This is a genomic window from Longispora urticae (assembly GCF_053902585.1).
Window position 1 is genome coordinate 77,367 of the sequence record NZ_JAQZSH010000031.1, and the last position, 21,484, is coordinate 98,850.

Here is a 21,484-nt window from a genome sequence, read left to right on the forward strand (position 1 = left end):
GACTGGAAGTCAAGCCGGCGACCGGCACCGGGTGACCGGATCCGCGCCGCCGGTGCCGCGTCCGCCGTGACCGGTACGGCCGACGGGGGCCGTCGCCGCAGGTCACGGATCCGGGACGGGAGGCCGGGGCCCGCGCTCCGACCAGGTGCGGAGGACCCGGGCCGGTCAGGTGCGCAGGACGCGGGCGGACAGGGCCACCACCGCCACCAGTCCCGTGATCACCACGAACGACACTGTCAGCGAGGTCACGTCCGCGAGCCCGCCGATCACCCCGGGCGCGGCGAGCCCGGCGCCGTACGCGATGGTCGCCACGCCCGCGATCGCGTGGGTGCCCGAGGCGCCCGCCCCGCCCGTGCGCCCGGCGGCGGAGAACGCCAACGGCACCACGGTCGCGATCCCCAGTCCGATCAGCGAGAACCCGGTCACGGCCACCCAGGGCGCCCAGGCGACGACGACGAGTACGCCGCCGAGGGTGCCGACCGCGCCCGCGACCGCGGTGGTGCGGACGGGGCCGAACCGGTGCACGACGGCGTCCCCGGTGAAGCGCGCGAGGGTCATGGCGGCGGCGAACCCGGCGTAGGCGAGGGCGCCGGCGGCCTGGTCGGAGCCGAGTACCCGGACCAGGTAGATCGCGGACCAGTCGGCGGTGGCGGTCTCGGCGAACACGGCGCAGAACCCGACGAGCCCGATCGCGAGGACGGCGCCCCGGGGCAGGGCGAACGCGGTCCGTTCGCGGGTGGCCGGGCCCGGGGGCAGGGACCGGCCCGCGACGAGGCCGAGTACGACCAGGACCGCGCCGAGGACGGCGAAGTGCGCCCGGGCGTCGACCCCGGCGCGGGCGAGCAGCGCGCCCAGTCCGCCCGCGAGCAGGCCGCCGACGCTCCAGCCGCCGTGCAGGCCGGACATGACGGGCCGGTCGAGGAGCTTCTCGACGGCGACGCCCTCGGCGTTCATGGCCATGTCGGCGGTGCCGGCGCACATCCCGGCGAGGAGCAGCGCCGCGCACAGGGTGACGAGGTTCGGAGCGAGGGCGGGGAGTACCAGGACGGCGGCCCACGCGGCGATCAGCAGCTGGGTGGCGCGCCGGCCGCCGAGCCGGGCCACGATCCGGCCGGCGAACGGCATCGCGGTGAGCGCGCCGACGGCCGGCATGGTCAGGGCGAGTCCCAGTTGTCCGGGGCCCGCGCCGACGTGTTCGGCGATCCACGGCATCCGGGCGGCGAGGCTGCCGGACACGGTCCCGTGCACCGCGAACACGGCCAGCACCGCCCACCGGGGACTCATGCCGCACCCCGCCCGTTTCTCCGCATGCCCGTGACGATACCCAGCCGATCATTTCGGAGTTCGCGTCATTCGTACCTCATGCCCCGTCCTGTGGCGGTAGCCTCCGCACCATGACCGCCGACAGGGTCCCGGAACCGGTGGAGGTGCTCATCGCGGACATCGAGGCGCGCTGGGCGGCGGCGGATGACGCGCGCCGCCGCCGTCGCCGACGGTTACCGCCGCCCCGGCACCCGGTGGCACTACCCCTGGCCTGGTGGCCGATCCCTTCCCCCGCACCGAATCCGGCCCCGTCCTAGGGCCCCGGACGCGCCCCGGGCACGCGGGCTCATCCCCGTCCGCAGGTTCGCCGATCTCGACCCGCGCGTCCAGCCGGGCCCTCCGGGCTGTCGCCGCGCGCACCGCCCCGTTGGGCATCCCCGAATTTGGACACTCCGGCGGACCGTCGGGAACCGGTACCCGTCAAGGGGTTCTAGCGGGTCGAGCCCAGCCCCCGGGAGATCCGCAGGCACGCGGCCGTGACCGTCGCCCCCAGCTCCCGGGCCCGGGTCGGCGTGATCCGCGACGTCAACCCGGACACCGACATCGCGGCGATCACCATATTGGAGTGATCGAAGATGGGGGCCGCCACGCACCGGACCTCCTGCTCGTTCTCGCGGTCGTCCACGGCGTACCCCCGGGTGCGGATCTTGACCAGTTCGGCGCGCAGCGCGGCGGGGTCGGTGATGGTGTGCGGGGTGAGCGGCGGCATGCCGGCGGCGACCACGGGGGTCATGGCCTCGTCGGGCAGCCAGGCCAGGATCGCCTTGCCCACGGCCGTGCAGTAGGCCGGCATCCGGCTGCCGACCCGCGACGCCATCCGCAGGTTCGTCTGGTTCTCCACCTTGTCGATGTAGACGACGTTCGGGGCGTCGTAGACACACAGGTGCACGGTCTCGCGGACCTCGCGCATCAGCCGGTGCGCCTCCTCGGACGCGATGGCCCGCAGGTCCAGTGTGGAGAGATAGGCCTGGCCGAGGACGAGCGCGCCGTGCCCGAGCCGAAACGCCCCGGTGTCGCGGTCCCGGGCGAGCAGGCTGGCCTCCAGCAGGGGCGTGGCCAGGCGTAACACGGTGCTCTTGGACAGGTCGAGGGCCTCGGCCAGCTCGGTCAGCGACACCCCGCGGCCCACCCCGGCGTGCTCGCGGACGTGGCTGAGCACGGCGAGCGCGCGGCGGAGCGAGGAGGACTGGTTGCGCTCGGTCATGCCAGGACCCTACTTCCTCGGCACCACGTTTTGCATAGCAGAACGATTGAGGCAGAACCTTGTCCGTGCCGGCGCGGGGTGTCTAGGTTTCCGCCCAGCGGAACGACGCCCCCCTGGAGGTACCCCGTGAAGATCGTGAGATGGGCCGCGCTGGCCGCCGCCGGCGCCCTGCTGGCCGCCTGCGCCCCGCCCTCGGCCGCGCCGCAGAAGGACGCGGGGGTGGACGAGAAGACCGGGGCCCTGCGGGTGTGGCTCTTCCAGGAGCCCAACCAGCCGCCGAAGGAGAAGGTCGTCAAGGAGGCGGTCGACGAGTTCACGGCCGCGCACAAGGGCGTCACCGTCGAGATCACCTACATCCCGACCAACAACACCCGGCACGAGAAGTTCAAGGGCGCGTTCAGCGACCCGGCGAGCGCCCCGGACGTGGCCGAGTACGGCAACACCGACGTGGCCGACTACGTCGCGGCCGGCGGGTTCGCGGACCTCACCAAGGACGTCACCGGCGGGGACATCTCCAAGGACCTGCTGGGCAGCGCCACGATCGACGGCAAGCTGTACGGCATGCCGTGGTACGTCGGCCTGCGCGCCCTCTACTACCGCACCGACGTGTTCACCGAGCTGAACATCGCGCCCCCGACCTCCTACACCGAGCTCGCGGCGGCGGCCACCAGGATCCGCACCGCCAAGCCGGAGCTGTACGGCATCGCGGTCGGCGGCGAGTACACCTTCGGGGCCCTGCCGTTCGTCTGGGACGCCGGGGGCGACGTGGCCGCGAAGAAGGACGGCAAGTACACCGGGGCGATCAGCTCGCCGGAGTCGCGGGCCGGGGTCAAGGCCTACACCGACCTGTTCGCCACCTGTCCCGCCCAGGCCTGCGCCGGGCTGACCGGCGGCAAGACGGCCGAACTGTTCGCCACGGGCAAGGCCGGCATGGCCATCCTGGGCAACTTCAACAAGGGCGCGGTCGAGGCCGGCGCGGCCAAGGGCAAGTACGCGGTCGTGCCGCTGCCCGGGGCCAAGCCCGGCTCGGTGGCCCCCGCGTTCGCCGGCGGCAACAACCTCGGCGTGCTGAAGGGTACGAAGAAGCGCAGCCTGGCCGTGGAGTTCACGAAGCTGCTCGGCGGGCAGAAGTACCAGACGAAGATGTACGAGGCCATGGGCAACCTGCCGACCAGCTCCGCCGCGCTCGCCGACGTGGCCGGCAAGGACGCCTTCCTCAAGCCGTTCCTCGCCACCGCCTCGGCCGGCACCCGGTTCGTGCCGCTGGACCCCGCGTGGGTGAAGGTCGACAGCCAGAAGGTCATCCCGACGATGCTGCAGAAAATCGTCACCGGGCAGGCCAGCGTCGACAAGGCCACCGAGGAGGCCAACACCGCGATCAACGGCGCCTTCGGCCGATGACGACCGCGGTCCGGGTGGGTAGCAGGCGGGGGCGGTTCCTGCCGCTGCTGTACCTGCTGCCCACCGCCGTGGTGCTGGTCCCGCTGTTCGGCTACCCGCTGTACCAGCTGGGCCTGATCTCGGTCTTCGACTACCGCCAGCCGCAGGTCTCCGGCGGGCAGCCCGCCGAGTTCGTCGGCGCGGACAACTACACGACGCTGCTGTCGGACCCGCAGTTCTGGAACGTGCTCAGCACCACGGTCTGGTTCGCGGCGGCCTGCGTGCTCGCGACCCTGGCGGTCGGCGCGGCGCTGGCGGTCCTGCTCACCCGGGTCGGCCGGATCCCCCGGCTGTGCCTGTCCCTGGCGGCGATGGCGGCCTGGGCGGCCCCGGCGATGACCGGCTCCACGGTGTGGCTGTTCCTGTTCGACACCGACCTGGGGCTGGTCAACCAGACCCTCGGGCTCGGCGGGCACAACTGGCTCTACGACCGGTACTCCGCGTTCGCGCTGGTCGGGGCCACGGTCGTCTGGCACTCGTTCCCGTTCGTGATGGTCAGCCTGTACGCCGGCATCAAGGCCGTCCCCGAGTCCGTGCTGGAGGCGTCCCGGATCGACGGGGCCACGGTGTGGCAGCAGTTCTGGAAGGTGGTCGTGCCGATCCTGCGGCCCATCATCACCATCGTGGTCATCCAGTCCGTGATCTGGGACTTCAAGATCTTCACCCAGATCTACGTGATGACCGGCGGCGGGATCGCGGGCCAGAACCTGGTGCTCAACGTGTACGCGTACCAGAAGGCGTTCGGCTCCTCCGAGTACGGCCTCGGCTCGGCGATCGGCGTCGTCATGACCCTGATCCTGCTCGTCGTCACCCTGTTCTACGTCCGCGCGATCCGCCGTCAGGGGGAGGAACTATGAGAAGTCGCCCCCTGGCCAACACGGCCGCGATCCTCGTCGCCCTGGTCACCGTGTTCCCGATCTACTGGATGCTGCTGTCCGCGTTCAAGCCGGCCGGCGAGATCACGTCCACGGCGGTCCGGCCCTGGACCTGGCACCCCAGCCTGGACAGCTTCACCCGGGTGCTCAGCCAGGAGAACTTCGGCCGGTACTTCGTCAACAGCCTGATCGTCGCCGTGTCCGTCGTGATGCTGTCCGGGGTGGTCGCGTTCCTGGCGGCCGTCGCGCTCACCCGGTTCCGGTTCCGGGGCCGCACCACCGTGCTCGTGATGTTCCTGATCGCGCAGATGGTGCCCGTGGAGGCCCTGACCATCCCGCTGTTCTTCCTGATCCGCGACCTCGGCGGCACCGTGCCCGGCGTCGGCCTGAACACTCTCGGCGCGCTGGTGATCACGCACCTGGCGTTCTCGCTGCCGTTCGCGATCTGGATGATGCGCGGGTTCGTCGCCGCCGTCCCCGAGGCCGTCGAGGAGGCGGCGCTCGTCGACGGGGCGAGCCGGTTCACGGTGCTGTGGCGGATCACGTTCCCGCTCGCCGCGCCCGGCCTGGCCGCGACCAGCGTGTTCTCCTTCATCACGGCGTGGAACGACTTCATCTTCGCCCGGACGTTCATCATCAGCGCCAAGGACAACCAGACCCTGCCGGCCGCGTTGCAGATGTTCGTCAAACCCGACGAGAACGACTGGGGAGGCATCATGGCGGCGTCCACCCTGCTGACCATTCCGGTACTGGTCTTCTTCGTGCTCGTCCAGCGCCGGCTCGTCTCGGGCCTCGGCGGGGCGGTGAAGGACTGATGCTGCCGCTGCCGGGTTCGGTCACCTGGGGCCAGGGCGAGTTCGCGCTGACCCCGTGCGTCGCGCTGTCCGTGGGGGAGGGGCTCGACGGGGTCGCGCACTGGCTGCGCGGGGAGCTGGGGCCGGCCCTGGGCTGCTGGCTGCCGCCCGCCGGGGCGCTCCCGGACTCACCCGGCCGGGCGGTTCCCGGGCGTCCGAAGATCGCGCTGGCCCTCGACCCGGCGCTGCCCGCCTCCGGGTACCTGCTGGTGGTCACGCCCGACGGGGTCACCCTGCTGGGCGGCGACCCTGCCGGCGTCTTCCACGGCGCCCAGACCCTGCGCCAACTGCTGCCGCCCGCCGCCTTCCGCCGCGCCCCCGTGGCCGGCGGACCGTGGCACGTGCCCGCCGTGACGGTCCGGGACGCGCCCCGCTTCCCGTGGCGCGGCTGCATGCTCGACGTCGCCCGGCACTTCATGCCCAAGGCCGACGTGCTCCGGTTCGTGGACCTGCTCGCCGCGCACAAGCTCAACGTGCTGCACCTGCACCTCACCGACGACCAGGGCTGGCGGTTCCCGGTCGCGAAGTACCCGCTGCTCACCGAGGTCGGCGGCTGGCGCACCGAGAGCATGGTCGGCTCGCGGCAGCACGGCCGACACGACGGCCGACCGCACGGCGGGCACTACACCGCGGAAGACCTCAGGGAGATCGTCGGGTACGCGGCCGCGCGGTTCGTGACCGTCGTCCCCGAGATCGACCTGCCGGGCCACACCCAGGCGGCGGTGGCGGCATACCCGTGGCTGGCCCACGGGACCACGGCCCCCGGCGAGCCGGCGGAGGCCGTACCCGTCAGAACGGGGTGGGGGTTGTCCCCGCACGGCATCGCGCTCACCGAGGAGACGCTCGCGTTCTGCCGGGACGTGCTCGACGAGGTGTGCGCGCTGTTCCCCGGCACCCTGATCGGGATCGGCGGCGACGAGTGCCCGCCCGACCAGCCCGCCGACGCCCGCCGGGCCTTCGTGCGCGGCCTCGTGGACCACCTCGCCACCCACGGCCGGCGCGCCTACGCCTGGGACGAGATCCTCGAGGGCGGCGCGCCCGGGGACGTCACCGTCGCGGCCTGGCGGGGCCCCGGCGTCACCCGGTCCGCCGCCGAGGCCGGCCACGACGTCGTCGCCTGCCCGGACCTGTCCACGTACCTCGACTACCGCCAGTCCGCCCACCCGGACGAGCCGATCCCGGTCGGCACGGTCCTCACCCTCGACGACGTGTACGCCTTCGACCCGGCCGCCCTGGCCCCCGCGCACCCGGACCGGATCCTCGGCGCCCAGTGCAACGTGTGGACGGAGCACATGCCGGGCACCCGGGCCGTGGACTACATGGTGTTCCCCCGGCTGTGCGCGCTCGCCGAGGTGGTGTGGAGCGGGGCGGGCCGGGACCTGGCGGACTTCCGGACCCGGCTGGCCGCGCACCTGCCCCGGCTGGAGGCGCTCGGAGTGGAGTACCGACCCGAGGACGGGCCGCGGCCCTGGCAGCGCCGGCCGGACGCGCCCGGCTGGCCGAGGGACCGCGCCGACCGGGAGTCCGAACTGGACGTGATGGTCAACGGACCCCGCCCTCCGGCGTGACCCGGCAGCGCACCTGCGGGGCGCAGGGAGCGGCCCGACGCCTCCGGCGCACCGTGCGGCCAGCCGCGCGGGACGCCGGGGCGGCTCACGCGCGCGGGTCCTTCTCCCGGTACAGGCTGATCAGCAGGCCGTGGCGGGCCTCGGACGGGTCCGCCGGCTCCAGGCCGGTGGCCAGCTCGGTCAGGGTCGCGCGGAGCCGGTCCGCCTGGGCGGCGGTGAGCCGGATGTGCCGGAGCATGAGCAGCGGGTCGTCCTCGGCGGCGGCGAGCTCCTCGGCGACCGCGCCGAACATCGCCGCCGTCGGGCCGGGCTCCTGGGGCGGCAGGTCGAACCGGCGGGCGGCCCGCTGGAAGTACTGCTCCGTGCCGCCCCGGACCCGCCGGGTCGCCACGATCACGATCATGCCCGCCTCGCGGAGCACCTTGAGGTGGTGGGCGACGTTGCCCTTCTGGGCCCCGAGCCGGTCCGTGAGCTGCCGCAACGTCGTCGGCTCGCCGAGTGCGAACATCAGCCGCTGCCGGAGCGGATGCCCGAGCGCCTTGAACTGCTCGGCCGAGGTCACCGCCATCGATTCATGCATCCTGCAAGTGTCTACGTCTCTTGACGCTTGGTCAAGCCCATGATCTACTTCCCGGCATGCGACCCGAAGAGATCGACAACATCGTCAGGGAGAGCGCTGCCCTCGTGACCGGCAGCTACGTGTTCCCCGAGATCGGGGCACGGCTGGGCGAGCTCCTGGCGGACCGGCTCGCGGCGGGGCGGTACGCGGGGGCCGACTCCGCGGAGGCGCTCGGCACCCTGGTCACCGCGGACCTCCGGGAGGTGAACGGCGACGAGCACCTGCAGCTCAAGTACCACGAGAAGGAACTTCCCGATCTGCCCTCCGACGGGCTGCTGGCCGCCCAGGTGGCCGGGATGGCGGCCAGCACGCTCGGCGGCATCGGCAGGATCGAACGGCTGCCCGGCAACGTGGCGCTGCTGGAACTCGGCCCCGTGCTGCTGCCCGCCGAGGTCGTCGGCGACGTGTTCGGGGCCGCGCTGACCATCGTCGCCCGGGCCGACGCGCTGGTCCTGGACCTGCGCGGCACCGTCGGCGGCGAACCGGGCATCGTCGCGCTGATCTGTTCCTACCTGTTCGACGGGCGGGTGCACCTCAACGACGTCTTCGAGGCGGACAACGACCGCACGGTGCAGTCCTGGACGCTGCCGTACGTCCCGGGGGCGAAGTTCGGCGGCCAGAAGCCAGTGTGGGTACTGACCAGCTCCGCCACCTTCTCCGGCGGCGAGGAACTGGCCTACGACCTGCAACAGCTCGGCCGGGCCACGCTGGTCGGCGAGCGCACCCGGGGCGGCGCGCACCCCCGGATCGGGGTCCGGCTGCACCCGCACCTGGAACTCACCCTGCCGGTGGCCCGTTCCGTGAACCCGGTGACCGGGGGGAACTGGGAGGGCACGGGCGTGATCCCGGACATCGAGTGCCCGGCGTCCTCGGCGTTGGAGATCGCCCTGGCCACGCACTCGGCGCGGGTCACCGGGCAGCCGGCCGCCGCGTAGCCGTCGCTGTCCCGACGCCGTCGGGGCCCGGGCGGCGGTGGGGCCTGGCCAGCGGTGGGACTGGGCGGTGGTGCCGGTCACCCCGTGGGTGACCGGCACCGGAAGGTGTGGTTACGCCCAGCCGTAGTTGTCGCGGAGTTCGCGGGCGACCTGGTCGAAGCGGGACCTGTCGAGGACCGCGCCCTCGCGCCGGATCCCGGCCTCCGGCACGTCGAGGACCCGGTCGAGGCGGATCCAGCTCGGGCGCTGCTCGCGGTCCCAGTTGCCGGGGCCGAGGGCCAACCAGCCGCGCTGGCCGTCGCGTTCGCTCTGGCTGGACAGCATCAGGCCGAGGAGCTGGTCGCGGTCCCGGCCGACGACGAGTACCGGGCGGTCCTTGCCCTGCGACGGGTCGTCCTCGTACTCGACCCAGGTCCACACGATCTCGCCCGGGTCGGCCTGGCCGTCGAGCTGGGGGGCGTAGACGAGCTTGCGGCCCCGGGCGGGCACGGGACCCGGGCGGGACTTCGCGCGCTGCCCCGCGCCGGGCACGGTCCCGGGCGTCGGACCCGGCTTGGCGGCCTTCTCCGGCCTGGTCGCGGGCTGGGCGGCCGGCGCGGTCTTCCGGCGGAACGGTGCGGTGACGGCTTTCCACAGGGTGCGCATGGCGGCACCCTATCGGGAACCGGCGGCGAGCACCTCCCGGAGGTCGTACCGGACGGGTTCCTCCAGCTGGGCGTACGTGCACGAGCGCGGGTCGCGGTCCGGGCGCCACCGGCGGAACTGGGTGGTGTGCCGGAACCGGAGCCCCTCCATGTGGTCGTAGGCGACCTCGACGACCCGTTCGGGGCGCAGCGGGACGAAGGACAGGTCCTTGGTGGCGCTCCACCGGCTGCGTTCGGCCTCCAGCGGGGTGCGGGTGCCCGACTCCTGGGCGGCGCGGGTCCACGGGTGGTCGGAGGCGTCGGTGACCAGCGGGGCGAGCTCCTCGAACAGTTCGCGGCGGCGGGCCATCGGGAACGCGCCGATCACACCGACGGAGGCGAGGGTGCCGTCGGCGTCGTACAGGCCGAGGAGCAGGGAACCGACGACGCCCGGGCCGGAGGTGTGCACCCGGTAGCCGGCGACCACGCAGTCGGCGGTGCGTTCGTGCTTCACCTTGGACATCAGGCGCTTGTCCGGCTGGTACCCCAGATCGGGTCTCTTCGCGATCAGCCCGTCGAGCCCGGCCCCCTCGAACTGCTCGAACCAGCGCGCGGCCACCGTCTCGTCGGTGGTGGTGGGGGTCAGGTGCACCGGACCGTCGAGGCCGGCCAGGGCGTCCTCCAGGGCGGCGCGGCGGGCGCTGAACGGCTGGTCCATGAGGCTGGCGGAGCCCAGGGCGAGCAGGTCGAAGGCCACGAACAGCGCCGGGGTCGTGCCCGCGAGGAGCTTCACCCGGGACGCGGCCGGGTGGATCCGCTGCTGCAACGCCTCGAAGTCCAGCCCGGAGTGCTGGGTGGACGCCACGATGATCTCCCCGTCGAGCACGCAGCGCGCCGGGACCTGGGCCAGCACGGCCTCGACCACCTCGGGGAAGTACCGGACCATGGACTTCGTGTTCCGGCTGCCGATCTCCACCTCGTCGCCGTCCCGGAACACGATCGCGCGGAAGCCGTCCCACTTGGGCTCGTAGTACTGGCCGGGCGGGATCTTCGGCACGGGCTTCGCCAACATGGGCAGGAGCGGCGGCATCACGGGCAGGTCCATCGGTGCTCCTACCGTCGTCGGGTCAGGATCAGGTCGGCGATCAGGGCCGTCCAGCCGGTCTGGTGCCACGCGCCGAGGCCGGCCCCGTTGTCCCCGTGGAAGTACTCGGGGAAGACGACCAGGTCCCGCCAGTCGGGATGGCTCTGGAACAGCTCGCACGCACCGTACATCGGGCGGCGGCCGTGCGCGTCCGGAACGAACAGGCTGATCAGCCGGTCGGACAGGTCGTCGGCCACGTCGTCGAGGGTGACGGTCCAGCCGCTGCCGGTCGGGTACTCCACCTCCAGCTCCTCGCCGAAGAACTCGCCGAACCCGCGCAGCGCCCCGATCAGGAGATAGTTCATCGGCATCCACAGCGGGCCGCGCCAGTTGGAGTTGCCGCCGAACAGGCCGCTGCTCGACTCGGCCGGCTCGTACCCGACGGTGTAGTCCGTGCCGCCCAGGGTCACCGAGAACGGGTCGGCCAGGTGCCGGCGGGACAGGGTACGCAGGCCGTGCGGGCTGAGGAACTCGTCCTCGTCGAGCATCACGCTGAGGATCCGGGTCAGGTTCGTCGGCCCGACCACGGACAGCAGGCGCTGCTGGTGCCCGGCCTCGTACGCGCGGTGCACCCCGATCAGGTCGGCGTACTCGGGCCGGTTCGTCACGAACCACTGCAACCGGGCGGCCAGGTCGGGCAGCCGGGACACGGTCACCGAGTCCAGGGTGGTCGTCGCGCACAGCGGCAGCAGGCCCACCACCGAGCGCACCTTCAGCGGCAGCCGGCTGTCGTCGGGCAGGTGCAGCACGTCGTAGAAGAAGCCGTCCTTGTCGTCCCACAGGTCCTGGTGGTACGCGGCGGCGGCGATGTACGCGAAGTGCTCGAAGAACTTCGTCGCGATGTCGGTGTACGTCGCGTCGCGCACCGCCAGGAGGAGCGCCATGTCGAACAGGTTCAGCGCGTACATGGCCATCCAGGCCGTGCCGTCGGACTGTTCGAGCACCCCGGCCGTGGGCAGCGCCGCCGACCGGTCGAACGGGCCCACGTTGTCCAGGCCGAGGAAGCCGCCCTCGAAGACGTTGTTGCCGGTGGTGTCCTTCCGGTTCACCCACCAGGTGAAGTTGATCAGGAGCTTGTGCATCACCCGGGCCAGGAAGTCGTGGTCGCGCGCCCCGTCGAGGTGGAAGACCTGAAGGGCCGCCCACGCGTGTACCGGCGGGTTCACGTCGTCGAACGCCCACTCGTAGGCGGGGATCTGCCCGTTGGGGTGCATGTGCCACTCGCGGAGCAGCAGCAGCACCTGTTCCTTGGCGAACGCCGGGTCGATCCGGGCGAGGGTGACGCAGTGGAACGCCAGGTCCCAGGCCGCGTACCACGGGTACTCCCACGGGTCGGGCATCGAGATGACGTCGGCGGAGTGCATGTGCCACCAGTTGACGTTGCGGTGCCGGCCCTCCGGCGGCGGGGCCGAGGTCGGGTCGCCGGTGAGCCAGCGCGCGACGTCGAAGTGGTAGAACTGCTTGCCCCACATCAGGCCGGCGAACGCGGCCCGGGCCACGGCGCGCTCCGGGCGGCTGGCGTGCGGGGGGATCAGGGCGTCGTAGAAGGCGTCGGCCTCGGCGAGCCGGTCCCGCAGTACCCCGTCGAAGCCCTTGCCCAGGTCGCAGTCGCGGTCGCCGGGGGTGCCGGTCAGCGCGCCGGTGAGTTTGAGCCGCAGCCGGATCCGGGTCTCGCCGCCGGCCGGCACGGTCAGCGTGTAGTGCAGCGCCGCCTTGGTGCCCTCCTGCTCCGGGTTGACGGTGTCCGCGCCGTGCACGACGTGGTCGTTGATGCCGTCCTTCGGGTACGCCGTCCGGGGCTCCTGGCCCCACAGCCGGGGCGCGTTGGACTCGTTGTCGCAGAACAGCCGGCCCGGGTCGCCGTCCCCGGCGAGCGTGATCTCGCCGAGCAGCTGGTGGCGGCCCACGAGCCGGCCGTCCTCGCCGGAGATGGTCGGCACCCGGTCCCGGAACGGCGTGCCCCAGGACCACGTGTTGCGGAACCACAGGGTCGGCAGCACGTGCAGGGTGGCCTCCTCCGGCCCCCGGTTGGCCACGGTGACCAGCACGCAGAGGTCCGTGGGGGAGTCCTTGGCGTAGTCGACGGTGACGGCCCAGTACCGGTCCTCGTCGAAGATCCCGGTGTCCACCAGCTCGTACTCGCTGTCCTCGCGGCCCCGGGCGTGGTTCACCGCCACCAGGTCGTCGTACGGGAACGGCCGCTGTGGATAGTGGTACCGCCAGCGCATCCACGAGTGGGTGGGCGTCGAGTCCTGGTACCACCAGTAGTCCTTGACGTCCTCGCCGTGGTTGCCGCCGTCGCCGCCGACCCCGAACATCCGCTCCTTGAGGATCGGGTCCACGCCGTTCCACAACGCGAGGGCGAAGCAGAACCGCTGCCGGTCGTCGCAGACCCCGGCCATGCCGTCCTCGTTCCACCGGTACGCGCGGGACCGGGCGTGGTCGTGCGGCAGGTACTCCCAGGCGTTGCCGTGTTCGCTGTAGTCCTCGCGGACCGTGCCCCAGGCGCGTTCGGCCAGGTACGGGCCCCAGGCGCGCCACGGGACCCCGGCCTCGTCGGCCTCGGTCAGCCGGCGGCGTTCGGCGAGCTGCACGTCGTCGGTGAAGGTCACCCACTGAGTTTGCCTGGTATTGCGGTAAGAATGTGGATTGTTCGCTTTTCGGATTGCGGGGGTCACGTGCTGTCGATCGGATTCGGAACCCAGGTCTGCGGCGACCTCGCCGAGGGCGGCACCCGGGAGTGGCTGGTCCCCGACGGGCTCGGCGGCTACGCCATGGGCACCGTGTCCGGGCTGCGCACCCGCCGGTACCACGGACTGCTCGTCGTCCCCGGCGCCCGCCCCGGGGCCCGGCACCTCGGGCTCGCCGCCCTGGACCCCGTGCTCACCTGGCCCTCCGGTACGCGGGTCCGGCTCGGCAGCCACGAGTGGGCGTCGGGGGCGGTCGAGCCGGCCGGGCACGCGTACCTGGAGAGCTTCGCGCTGGTGGACGGGCTGCCGTGCTGGCGGTGGCGGATCGGGGACGTCCTCCTCGAACGGACCCTGGCGATGGAGACCGGCCGGTCCTCGCTCGCCGTCCGGCACCGGCTGCTCGCCGGCGGGCCGGTGCGGCTCGTGCTCGACGCGCTGTGCACGTGGCGGGACGCGCACGGCGAACGCACCGCCGGGGGCCCGCCGCCGGAGGTGGAGCAGGTCGCCGACGGGGTGCTGGTCGACGGGGCCTACCGGCTGGCCGGGCCGAGCTGGGCGTCCGCCGGGGACTGGTGGCGCGGCGTGCACCACCGGGAGGAGAAGGCCCGGGGGCTGGCGGCGGACGAGGACCTGTGGCACGCGGGCACGTTCACGGCGGACCTGGCCGGGCCCGGGGCGGTGCTGGACGTGTCGGCCTGGGCCGGGGAGGAGAGCGGCGGGGCTGTGGGCGGCGCGGGCGCCTTCGGGGGCCTCGACGTGCGCCCGCCGCCCGCCGAGGTCGTCCTCGACACCGCCCGCCGCCGGCTCCGGGCCATCGCGGCCGGCGCGGCCGGCGACCCGGTGGCCGCGACCCTGCGGGTGGCCGCCGCGTCCTTCATCGTCACCACCCCGACCGGCCCCGACGTGGTCGCCGGCTACCCCTGGTTCGGCCCGTGGACCCGCGACACCCTGACCTGCTACGAGGGCCTGTTCCTCGCCACCGGCTGGACCGCCGAGGGCCGCGAGCTGCTGACCTCGTACGCGGCGACCCTGTCCGAGGGGATGCTGGCGAACACGGCCGACACGGGGGCGGTGGAGTACAACAGCGCGGACGCGAGCCTGTGGTTCCCGCACGCCGTGGCCCGGCACGTGCACGCCACCGGGGACCTCGACCTCGCCGCCGAGCTCGGGCCCGCCCTGCGCGCGATCGTCGAGGCCCACCTCGCCGGCACCCGGTACGGGATCGGGGTCGACCCGGTCGACGGCCTGCTCCGCCAGGGGGCGCCCGGCGTGGCCCTGACCTGGATGGACGCCAGGGTCGACGGGGTGCCCGTGACGCCCCGGACCGGCAAACCCGTCGAGGTCAACGCACTGTGGATCAACGCCCTCGCGGCGGTCGCCGACCTCGCGGCCCGGGTCGGGGAGGCACCCGGGCCGGCGGGCGCCGCACACGCCCGGGCGGTCGCCTCGTTCACCCGCAGGTACCCGCGCCCCGACGGGCTGCTGTACGACGTCGTGGACGGTCCGGCCGGCGACGACCCGAGCGTCCGGCCCAACCAGCTGCTCGCCTGGTCCCTGCCCGACGGGCCGCTGCTCCCCGAACCGGGCCCGCTCGCGGCGCTCGGCGCGCGCCTGCTCACCCCGCTCGGCCTGCGCAGCCTCACGCCGGGCGCGCTCGACTACCGCCCGGCGCACCGGGGCGGCCCGGGGGAGCGGGACGCCGCCTACCACCAGGGCACCGTGTGGCCCTGGCTGCTGGGGCCGTACGCGGGGGCGTGCGCGCGGGCCGGCGTACCCATCAATGATCTTTTTGGGGGTGTCGAAAAGCATTTGTCGGAATTTGGACTAGGCTCGATCAGCGAAACCACGGACGGAGATCCGCCCCACCGAGCCACCGGCTGCCCCTTCCAGGCCTGGTCGGTCGCCGAAGTGCTGCGCACCCGTCCGTGGCGCTCAGCTGACACTCGACAGTCGTAGGGGAACCGCGTCATGACGCCCGAAACGCCGACCGTGCCCACCGGACCGCTTCGGGTTCTGATCCTGGCCTGGGAATACCCGCCCGTCATGGTCGGCGGCCTCGGCCGGCACGTGCACGCCCTCGCCACCCAGCTCGCCGTCGCCGGCCACGAGGTCACCGTCGTCACCCGGCACGCCCCCGGCCTGCCCGTCGACGAGATGCGCGGCGGGGTCCGGGTCGTCCGCGCCCCCGAGGACCCGCCGCCCTTCCCCCTCGCGACGTCGTCGCTGCTCGCCTGGACCATGGCGTTCAACCACGCCCTGACCCGGGCCGCCCTGCGCGCCGCCGCCACGGCCGAGTACGACGTCATCCACGCCCACGACTGGCTCGTCACGCACACCGCCGTCACCCTCACCGAACACCTCGGCCTACCGCTGGTCGCCACCATCCACGCCACCGAGGCCGGCCGGCACCAGGGCTGGCTGCCCGAGGAGATGAACCGCTGCATCCACGCCGTCGAATGGTGGCTCGCGCGGGAGGCCAGCCGGGTACTGGTGTGCTCCGAGTACATGAAATGGGAGGTCACCCGCCTCCTCGAACTGCACGACGCCGCCGTGGAGGTCATCCCCAACGGCGTCGACGACCGCCGCTGGCGCGCCCCCCGCAAGGCCGTCGAACGCGCCCGCGAGCGCTTCACCGCCCACGACGGCCCGCTCGTCGTCTACGCCGGCCGCCTCGTCTACGAGAAGGGCGTCCAGGACCTGGTCACCGCCCTGCCGGTACTGCGGGACCGGCACCCCGGCCTGCGGCTCGTCATCGCCGGCGACGGCCCGCACCGGCCCGAACTCGCCGAGCTGTGCGCGCGGCTCGGCCAGGACGTCGAGTTCTGCGGGTTCATGGAGGAGGTCGACCTGGCCGCACTGCTGGCCGTCGCCGACGCCGTCGTCGTCCCCAGCCTGTACGAGCCGTTCGGGATGGTGGCGCTGGAAGCCTCCGCCGCCGGGGCGCCGCTCGCCGCCGCGGCCACCGGGGGGCTGCTCGCGATCGTCCAGCACGGCCGGACCGGGCTCGCGTTCCCGCCAGGAGACGCCGCCGCGCTCGCCGACGCCGTCACCCGGCTGCTGGAGGACCCGAAGGCCGCCAAGCGGATGGTCGCCAAGGCCCGGGCCATGATCCGCAAGCACTACCTGTGGCCCACCATCGCGGCCACCACCGCGCAGGCGTACGCCGCCGCGATCGACGAGGCGTCCGTGCTCAGCCCGCGGGTGCCGCCGATCGGGGAACGGCCACCCATCGTGGTACCCGAGGGGAACCTGCTCGCCCTCACCACCACCCCGTGACGACGGCGCACCGGCCGCGCGGGCCGAGGACGGCCGACCGGGTCAGCCATCCGGAACCGGCCGAGGTGGCCGCCCCGGACAGCGCCGGGCCGGCGGTGCCCGGCGACGCGGCGAGCGCTGCGGGGGTGCCCGGCGACGTGGCGAGCGCCGGGCCGGAGGCGCTCGCGACCAGCCACGCGCGGGACGCCGAGGCCCCTCGACTGCCGGAGTGGGCGGCCGGGCCCGGGGACCTCGACCTCTACCTGTTCGGCGAGGGCCGGCACGAACGCCTGTGGACGGTCCTCGGCGCGCACCCCGACGCGCACGGCTGCCGGTTCGCCGTGTGGGCCCCGCGCGCCCGGGAGGTCCGGGTCGTCGGCGACCACAACGGCTGGGCCCCGCACGACGGCGTCCGCCTCGAACCCCTCGGGACCAGCGGCGTGTGGGCCGGCCACGTCGCCGGGATCAGCCCCGGGCAGCGGTACAAGTACCGGATCCACGGGGCCGACGGCTCCTGGCGGGACCGGGCCGACCCGATGGCCGCCGCCACCGAATGCCCCCCGCACACCGCCTCCGTCGTGCACGAGTCCCGGCACACCTGGGGCGACGCCGACTGGCTCGCGGGCCGCACCGCGGACCACCACGCACGACCCCTGTCCGTGTACGAGGTGCACCTCGGCTCCTGGCGCCCCGGCCTGTCCTACCGCGACCTCGCCGAGCAGCTCGTCGGCCACGTCAGCCACCTGGGCTTCACGCACGTGGAGTTCATGCCCGTCATGGAGCACCCGTACGGCGGCTCCTGGGGCTACCACGTCACCGGGTACTTCGCCCCCACCGCCCGGTTCGGCGACCCCGACGACCTGCGGTACCTCATCGACCGGCTGCACCAGGCCGGCATCGGCGTCCTCCTCGACTGGGTGCCCGCGCACTTCCCCGCCGACGACTGGGCGCTGGCCCGGTTCGACGGCGAACCCCTGTACGAGCACCCCGACCCGCGCCGGGGCACCCACCCCGACTGGGGCAGCCTGATCTTCGACTACGGCCGCCCCGAGGTCCGCAACTTCCTCGTCGCCAGCGCCCAGTACTGGTGCGAGGAGTTCCACATCGACGGCCTCCGGGTCGACGGCGTCGCCTCGATGCTCTACCTCGACTACTCCCGCGGCCCCGGCGAATGGGAACCCAACCACCACGGCGGCCGGGAGAACACCGACGCCATCGGCTTCCTCCGCCAACTCAACACCGCCGTCTACCAGGGCTCACCCGGCGTCGTCATGATCGCCGAGGAGTCCACCGCCTGGCCCGGCGTGTCCCGGCCCGTCGAATGGGGCGGCCTCGGCTTCGGCCTGAAATGGAACATGGGCTGGATGCACGACACCCTGTCCTACCTGGCCCGCGACCCCGTGCACCGGCGCTACCACCACGACGACGTGACCTGGCCGTCCGTGTACGCCTTCGAGGAACAGTTCCTCCTCGCCATCAGCCACGACGAGGTCGTACACGGCAAGGGCGCCCTGCTCGCCAAACTGCCCGGCGACCGGTGGCAGCGCCTCGCGGGGGTACGCGGACTGCTGGCCTACATGTGGGCGTACCCCGGAAAGAAGCTGCTCTTCATGGGTTTCGAACTGGGCGCCGAGGGCGAGTGGAGCGAACACCTCGGGCTCGACTGGTCCGGGGCCGACGAGCCCGGGGCGGCCGGCGTCCGGGCCCTGGTCCGCGACCTGAACCTCCTCTACCGGGACCGCCCGGCGCTGTGGGCGCGCGACACCGACCGGGACGGCTTCCAGTGGATCTCCTGCCAGGACCGGGACAGCAACGTGCTGGCGTTCCTGCGCTGGGGGCCGGACGGGTCGGTCGTCGCGTGCGTCGTCAACTTCGCCGGGACCCCGCAGGCCGACCACCGGGTGGGGCTGCCGTTCCCCGGGCGGTGGCGGGAGGTGCTCAACACGGACTCCCGGCTGTACGGGGGGTCCGACGTGGGGTGCTGGGGGAGCCTGCTCGCCGCGCCGACGCCGTGGGACGGGCAGCCGGCTTCGGCGTTCGTGCAGCTGGGGCCGCACGCGGCGGTGTGGCTGGTGCCGCACCGCGAGACCGCCGGGGCGTGAGCTGAGCCTGGCGGGCGTGGCCTGAGCCAGGCTGGTCGGCCGCCGACCGGGGCGCCGTGCCCGCCCACGCGCGCCGCCGCGCCACGGGATCCGGAGAGAATCTCGTGACGCGGCGCGGCTCGCGGGCCAGCCCGGCGGTGACGGACCTAGACGCCCGCCGCCCGGTTCACCACGTCCCGGATCGCCGCCACCACCGCGTCCGCCCGCTCGGTGATCAGCTGGCTGTGGTTCGTGTCCGACAACACCCGCTGCTCACCGTGCGTGACCTGGCCGACCAGGTTCGCGTCCAACCGCGACTTCCCGTCGTGCACCTTCCGCAGCGTCTCCTCCGACATCAACGACGCCTGCACCGGGTCCACCCCCAGCGGCGTCAGCGCGATCACCGGCACGTCCGGCACGGCCGGCCCGGCATTGAGCTCGGCGGCGAGCGCGGTCGTCGAGGCGCGCTCGACGATGCCGACCTCGATCCACCGGTCGCTCACGTGGTACTCGACCGCCGCCTCCCGCACCTCCGCCGGGAAGTCCACGAACATCGCGCCGACCATGTCGCGGATGAACGGCAACGCCTGCCGGAGCTGCTCCTCGGACGGCGCCATCTCCTCACCGGCGGCCAGGCTCGCCTCCGCCGGCAGGAACGCGTCCCACTCCCGGTGAAAGGCGTCCAACCAGACCAGCCCGGCGACATCCTGGGGGTACAGCTGCGCGAACCGGTGCGCGTAGGCCCCGCCGAGGGAGTGCGCCACCAGCACGTACGGGCCGGGGACGCCCTGGGCCGCCAGCAGCTCGCGCAGCTCCGTGGCGACCGCCGCACCGGTACGCGGCAGCTCGGCGTCGTCGCTGAAACCGGTGCCGGCGCGGTCGTACACGACGGCGGTGCCGAACTCCGCGACCAGCTGCTGGAGGCCGAAGTAGTCGAGGCCGATCGCGCTGGCACCCGGCAGGAACACGACGGCCGGTCCGCCGGTGCCGGAGCTGTGCACGAAGAGGCGGCGGCCGTCGAGCTCCTGGAAGCCTCCGACCGGCGGGGTGGTGGTCTGGGTCGAGGGGGTGCTGTTCTGCGTCATGCGGCAACTATCGGCGGCCGGTCGGACACGCCCCTGACACCGCCCTGACACGTCGCGAGGGCCGGTGTCCGGCGCGCCGAGCACCCCGGGCGATCCCACCGACGGGAAGGTCGGGCCGGCTCCGGGCGTACCCGTCGATCATGGATCTGGAATGTTGGTGCGCCAAATTGTTAACAAACCTTGCTGAGGGGAGGGATCATGTTCTTCTACCCCTCAGCCCAAGGAGCATCCCGTGCGAAGAGCGACACTCGCCACCGCGGTCACGGCGGCGGCCCTCGCGGTCGGCCTCGCGATCCCGGCCCTCGCGTCGACCGCCGCCCCCCTCGCGGCCCCGCTCGCGAACAACGTCACCAACCCCGGCTTCGAGACCGGCACCCTGGCCCCGTGGACCTGCGACCCGGCGGCCAGCGTCGTCACCGGGCACGCGAACTCCGGCACCTACGCCCTGGCCGCCGCGGCCGGGGGCACCACCGCCGAGTGCCGGCAGACGGTCTCCGTCGCGCCCAACACCAGCTACACGCTGTCCGCCCAGGTCAACGGCTCCTATGTCTACCTGGGGATCACCGGCGGCGCGTCCACCTGGACCCCGGGCACCGGCGGCGCCTACAAGCCCCTGTCGCTGACCTTCACGTCCGGCAGCGCCACGACGGTCACGGTCTACCTGCACGGCTGGTACGGGCAGGGCACCTACTACGCGGACGACGTGAACCTCGCCGGGCCGGGCGGGCCGTCGCCGACCGCGAGCCCGAAGCCGACGGCCACGGCCAGCCCGACGAAGAGCCCCACGCCTAGCCCGAGCCCGACGAAGTCCCCGAGCCCGAGTCCCACTCCGACCCCCACCCCGACCGGCAACCCCGACCCAGGTCCACTGCCGAAACACGCCCTCACCGGGTACTGGCAGAACTTCACCAACGGCGCGCGTCCCCTCAAGCTCGCCGACGTGCCGGTCAGCTACGACCTGGTGGCGATCTCCTTCGCCGACACCGACCCCTCCAAGCCGGGTGGCGTGACCTTCACCCTCGACTCCGGACTGTCGAGCGCGCTCGGCGGGTACACCGACGCCCAGTTCCGGGCGGACGTCGCCACCCTGCACGCCCGGGGCCAGCACATCGTCCTGTCCGTCGGCGGCGAGAAGGGCACGGTGTCCGTCAACAGCGCAGCGGCGGCGACGAACTTCGCGAACAGCGTGACGTCGATCCTGACCCGGTACGGGTTCGACGGGGTGGACATCGACCTGGAGAACGGGGTGAGCGCCACCTACATGGGGCAGGCGCTGCGCTCGATCCGGGCGTCGGTCGGGGCCAACCTGATCATCACGATGGCCCCGCAGACGATCGACATGCAGAGCACCGGTTCCGAGTACTTCAAGCTGGCGCTCACCATCAAGGACATCCTCACGGTCGTGCACACCCAGTTCTACAACTCGGGCGCGATGCTCGGCTGCGACCAGATGGCCGCGTACAGCCAGGGCACGGTGAACTTCGTGACCGCGCTGGCCTGCATCCAGTTGCAGAGCGCGCTGCGGCCCGACCAGATCGCCCTCGGCCTGCCCGCGACCACCTCGGCGGCCGGCGGCGGGTACATCTCGCCCGGGACCATCAACAACGCCGTGGACTGCCTGGCCAAGGGCACGAACTGCGGCACCTTCAAGCCGCCGGCGACGTGGCCGGGGCTGCGGGGCGTCATGACGTGGTCGATCAACTGGGACGCGTCCAACGGGTACGCGTTCGCCAACTCGGTCAAGCCGCACCTGAACACGCTGCCGTAGCAACCGCTTCTGACCGGTGC

The 21,484-nt window shown here is 73.0% G+C and carries 17 protein-coding genes; 10 read left to right on the forward strand and 7 right to left on the reverse strand.

Annotated elements, in window-relative coordinates:
- Nucleotides 1-165: 165 nt before the first annotated feature.
- Nucleotides 166-1,284, reverse strand: a complete 1,119-nt coding sequence (locus PT931_RS21540) for an MFS transporter (RefSeq protein ID WP_456247558.1) — start codon at nt 1,282-1,284, stop codon at nt 166-168.
- A 110-nt stretch (nt 1,285-1,394) separates the two neighbouring features.
- Between PT931_RS21540 and PT931_RS21545 the strand changes: the two genes are divergently transcribed.
- The gene (locus tag PT931_RS21545) at nt 1,395-1,580 is read left to right on the forward strand and encodes a hypothetical protein (protein WP_456247559.1); all 186 of its coding nucleotides are present in this window, start codon (nt 1,395-1,397) and stop codon (nt 1,578-1,580) included.
- A gap of 173 nt (nt 1,581-1,753) precedes the next feature.
- On the opposite strand, the gene PT931_RS21550 is transcribed toward PT931_RS21545, so the two are convergent.
- Nucleotides 1,754-2,527 (reverse strand): IclR family transcriptional regulator, encoded by a 774-nt coding sequence (locus PT931_RS21550; RefSeq protein WP_456247560.1) that lies wholly within the window; start codon nt 2,525-2,527, stop codon nt 1,754-1,756.
- Between the two features lie 126 nt (nt 2,528-2,653).
- Here PT931_RS21550 and PT931_RS21555 point away from each other — a divergent pair, with 126 nt between their 5' ends.
- From PT931_RS21555 to PT931_RS21570, 4 genes are read left to right on the forward strand one after another with little or no spacing between them, the layout of a single operon-like run.
- On the forward strand, nt 2,654-3,928 hold the full coding sequence (locus tag PT931_RS21555; protein WP_456247561.1) for an extracellular solute-binding protein: 1,275 nt from the start codon (nt 2,654-2,656) through the stop codon (nt 3,926-3,928).
- Nucleotides 3,925-4,824: a carbohydrate ABC transporter permease gene (locus PT931_RS21560; RefSeq protein WP_456247562.1), complete on the forward strand. Its 900-nt coding sequence runs from the start codon at nt 3,925-3,927 to the stop codon at nt 4,822-4,824. Before PT931_RS21555 ends, PT931_RS21560 begins: the two co-directional genes overlap by 4 nt.
- Nucleotides 4,821-5,657, forward strand: coding sequence for a carbohydrate ABC transporter permease (locus PT931_RS21565; protein ID WP_456247563.1), 837 nt, complete (start codon nt 4,821-4,823; stop codon nt 5,655-5,657). Before PT931_RS21560 ends, PT931_RS21565 begins: the two co-directional genes overlap by 4 nt.
- Complete coding sequence (locus PT931_RS21570) at nt 5,657-7,264, forward strand: beta-N-acetylhexosaminidase (RefSeq protein WP_456247564.1); 1,608 nt, start codon at nt 5,657-5,659, stop codon at nt 7,262-7,264. Before PT931_RS21565 ends, PT931_RS21570 begins: the two co-directional genes overlap by 1 nt.
- A gap of 85 nt (nt 7,265-7,349) precedes the next feature.
- On the opposite strand, the gene PT931_RS21575 is transcribed toward PT931_RS21570, so the two are convergent.
- Nucleotides 7,350-7,844 carry a helix-turn-helix domain-containing protein gene (locus tag PT931_RS21575; RefSeq protein WP_456247565.1) on the reverse strand — a complete coding sequence of 165 codons (495 nt, stop codon included), beginning with the start codon at nt 7,842-7,844 and terminating at the stop codon, nt 7,350-7,352.
- 56 nt (nt 7,845-7,900) lie between these two features.
- On the opposite strand from PT931_RS21575, the gene PT931_RS21580 reads away from it, so the two are divergent.
- On the forward strand, nt 7,901-8,818 hold the full coding sequence (locus tag PT931_RS21580; protein ID WP_456247566.1) for a S41 family peptidase: 918 nt from the start codon (nt 7,901-7,903) through the stop codon (nt 8,816-8,818).
- 111 nt (nt 8,819-8,929) lie between these two features.
- On the opposite strand, the gene PT931_RS21585 is transcribed toward PT931_RS21580, so the two are convergent.
- From PT931_RS21585 to PT931_RS21595, 3 genes are read right to left on the reverse strand one after another with little or no spacing between them, the layout of a single operon-like run.
- Nucleotides 8,930-9,463, reverse strand: a complete 534-nt coding sequence (locus PT931_RS21585) for a type II toxin-antitoxin system PemK/MazF family toxin (protein ID WP_456247567.1) — start codon at nt 9,461-9,463, stop codon at nt 8,930-8,932.
- 9 nt (nt 9,464-9,472) lie between these two features.
- On the reverse strand, nt 9,473-10,546 hold the full coding sequence (locus PT931_RS21590; protein WP_456247568.1) for an ATP-dependent DNA ligase: 1,074 nt from the start codon (nt 10,544-10,546) through the stop codon (nt 9,473-9,475).
- A gap of 8 nt (nt 10,547-10,554) precedes the next feature.
- Complete coding sequence (locus PT931_RS21595) at nt 10,555-13,197, reverse strand: MGH1-like glycoside hydrolase domain-containing protein (RefSeq protein ID WP_456247569.1); 2,643 nt, start codon at nt 13,195-13,197, stop codon at nt 10,555-10,557.
- A gap of 66 nt (nt 13,198-13,263) precedes the next feature.
- Between PT931_RS21595 and PT931_RS21600 the strand changes: the two genes are divergently transcribed.
- Genes PT931_RS21600 through glgB form a run of 3 tightly spaced genes read left to right on the forward strand, consistent with a single transcriptional unit; the run spans nt 13,264 to nt 18,632 of the window.
- Nucleotides 13,264-15,231 (forward strand): amylo-alpha-1,6-glucosidase, encoded by a 1,968-nt coding sequence (locus tag PT931_RS21600; RefSeq protein ID WP_456247570.1) that lies wholly within the window; start codon nt 13,264-13,266, stop codon nt 15,229-15,231.
- A gap of 12 nt (nt 15,232-15,243) precedes the next feature.
- Nucleotides 15,244-16,551, forward strand: a complete 1,308-nt coding sequence (locus PT931_RS21605) for a glycosyltransferase family 4 protein (protein WP_456247571.1) — start codon at nt 15,244-15,246, stop codon at nt 16,549-16,551.
- Entirely contained in the window at nt 16,548-18,632 is a 2,085-nt protein-coding gene (gene glgB, locus PT931_RS21610; RefSeq protein WP_456247572.1) for a 1,4-alpha-glucan branching protein GlgB, read from the forward strand. The genes PT931_RS21605 and glgB overlap by 4 nt, the downstream gene beginning before the upstream one ends.
- Nucleotides 18,633-18,778: 146 nt before the next feature.
- Here the strand turns inward: glgB and PT931_RS21615 are convergent, their stop codons facing one another.
- Nucleotides 18,779-19,696 carry an alpha/beta fold hydrolase gene (locus PT931_RS21615; RefSeq protein WP_456247573.1) on the reverse strand — a complete coding sequence of 306 codons (918 nt, stop codon included), beginning with the start codon at nt 19,694-19,696 and terminating at the stop codon, nt 18,779-18,781.
- A 232-nt stretch (nt 19,697-19,928) separates the two neighbouring features.
- Between PT931_RS21615 and PT931_RS21620 the strand changes: the two genes are divergently transcribed.
- Nucleotides 19,929-21,464, forward strand: a complete 1,536-nt coding sequence (locus tag PT931_RS21620; protein ID WP_456247574.1) for a chitinase — start codon at nt 19,929-19,931, stop codon at nt 21,462-21,464.
- Nucleotides 21,465-21,484: the final 20 nt, after the last annotated feature.

What these genes read in the sequence shown, in the direction of transcription:
- PT931_RS21540 (WP_456247558.1), bottom strand. Translation starts at nt 1,284, where the DNA reads ATGAGTCCCCGGTGGGCGGTGCTGGCCGTGTTCGCGGTGCACGGGACC.
- PT931_RS21545 (WP_456247559.1), top strand. Translation starts at nt 1,395, where the DNA reads ATGACCGCCGACAGGGTCCCGGAACCGGTGGAGGTGCTCATCGCGGAC.
- PT931_RS21550 (WP_456247560.1), bottom strand. Translation starts at nt 2,527, where the DNA reads ATGACCGAGCGCAACCAGTCCTCCTCGCTCCGCCGCGCGCTCGCCGTG.
- PT931_RS21560 (WP_456247562.1), top strand. Translation starts at nt 3,925, where the DNA reads ATGACGACCGCGGTCCGGGTGGGTAGCAGGCGGGGGCGGTTCCTGCCG.
- PT931_RS21565 (WP_456247563.1), top strand. Translation starts at nt 4,821, where the DNA reads ATGAGAAGTCGCCCCCTGGCCAACACGGCCGCGATCCTCGTCGCCCTG.
- PT931_RS21570 (WP_456247564.1), top strand. Translation starts at nt 5,657, where the DNA reads ATGCTGCCGCTGCCGGGTTCGGTCACCTGGGGCCAGGGCGAGTTCGCG.
- PT931_RS21575 (WP_456247565.1), bottom strand. Translation starts at nt 7,844, where the DNA reads ATGCATGAATCGATGGCGGTGACCTCGGCCGAGCAGTTCAAGGCGCTC.
- PT931_RS21580 (WP_456247566.1), top strand. Translation starts at nt 7,901, where the DNA reads ATGCGACCCGAAGAGATCGACAACATCGTCAGGGAGAGCGCTGCCCTC.
- PT931_RS21585 (WP_456247567.1), bottom strand. Translation starts at nt 9,463, where the DNA reads ATGCGCACCCTGTGGAAAGCCGTCACCGCACCGTTCCGCCGGAAGACC.
- PT931_RS21590 (WP_456247568.1), bottom strand. Translation starts at nt 10,546, where the DNA reads ATGGACCTGCCCGTGATGCCGCCGCTCCTGCCCATGTTGGCGAAGCCC.
- PT931_RS21605 (WP_456247571.1), top strand. Translation starts at nt 15,244, where the DNA reads ATGACGCCCGAAACGCCGACCGTGCCCACCGGACCGCTTCGGGTTCTG.
- PT931_RS21615 (WP_456247573.1), bottom strand. Translation starts at nt 19,696, where the DNA reads ATGACGCAGAACAGCACCCCCTCGACCCAGACCACCACCCCGCCGGTC.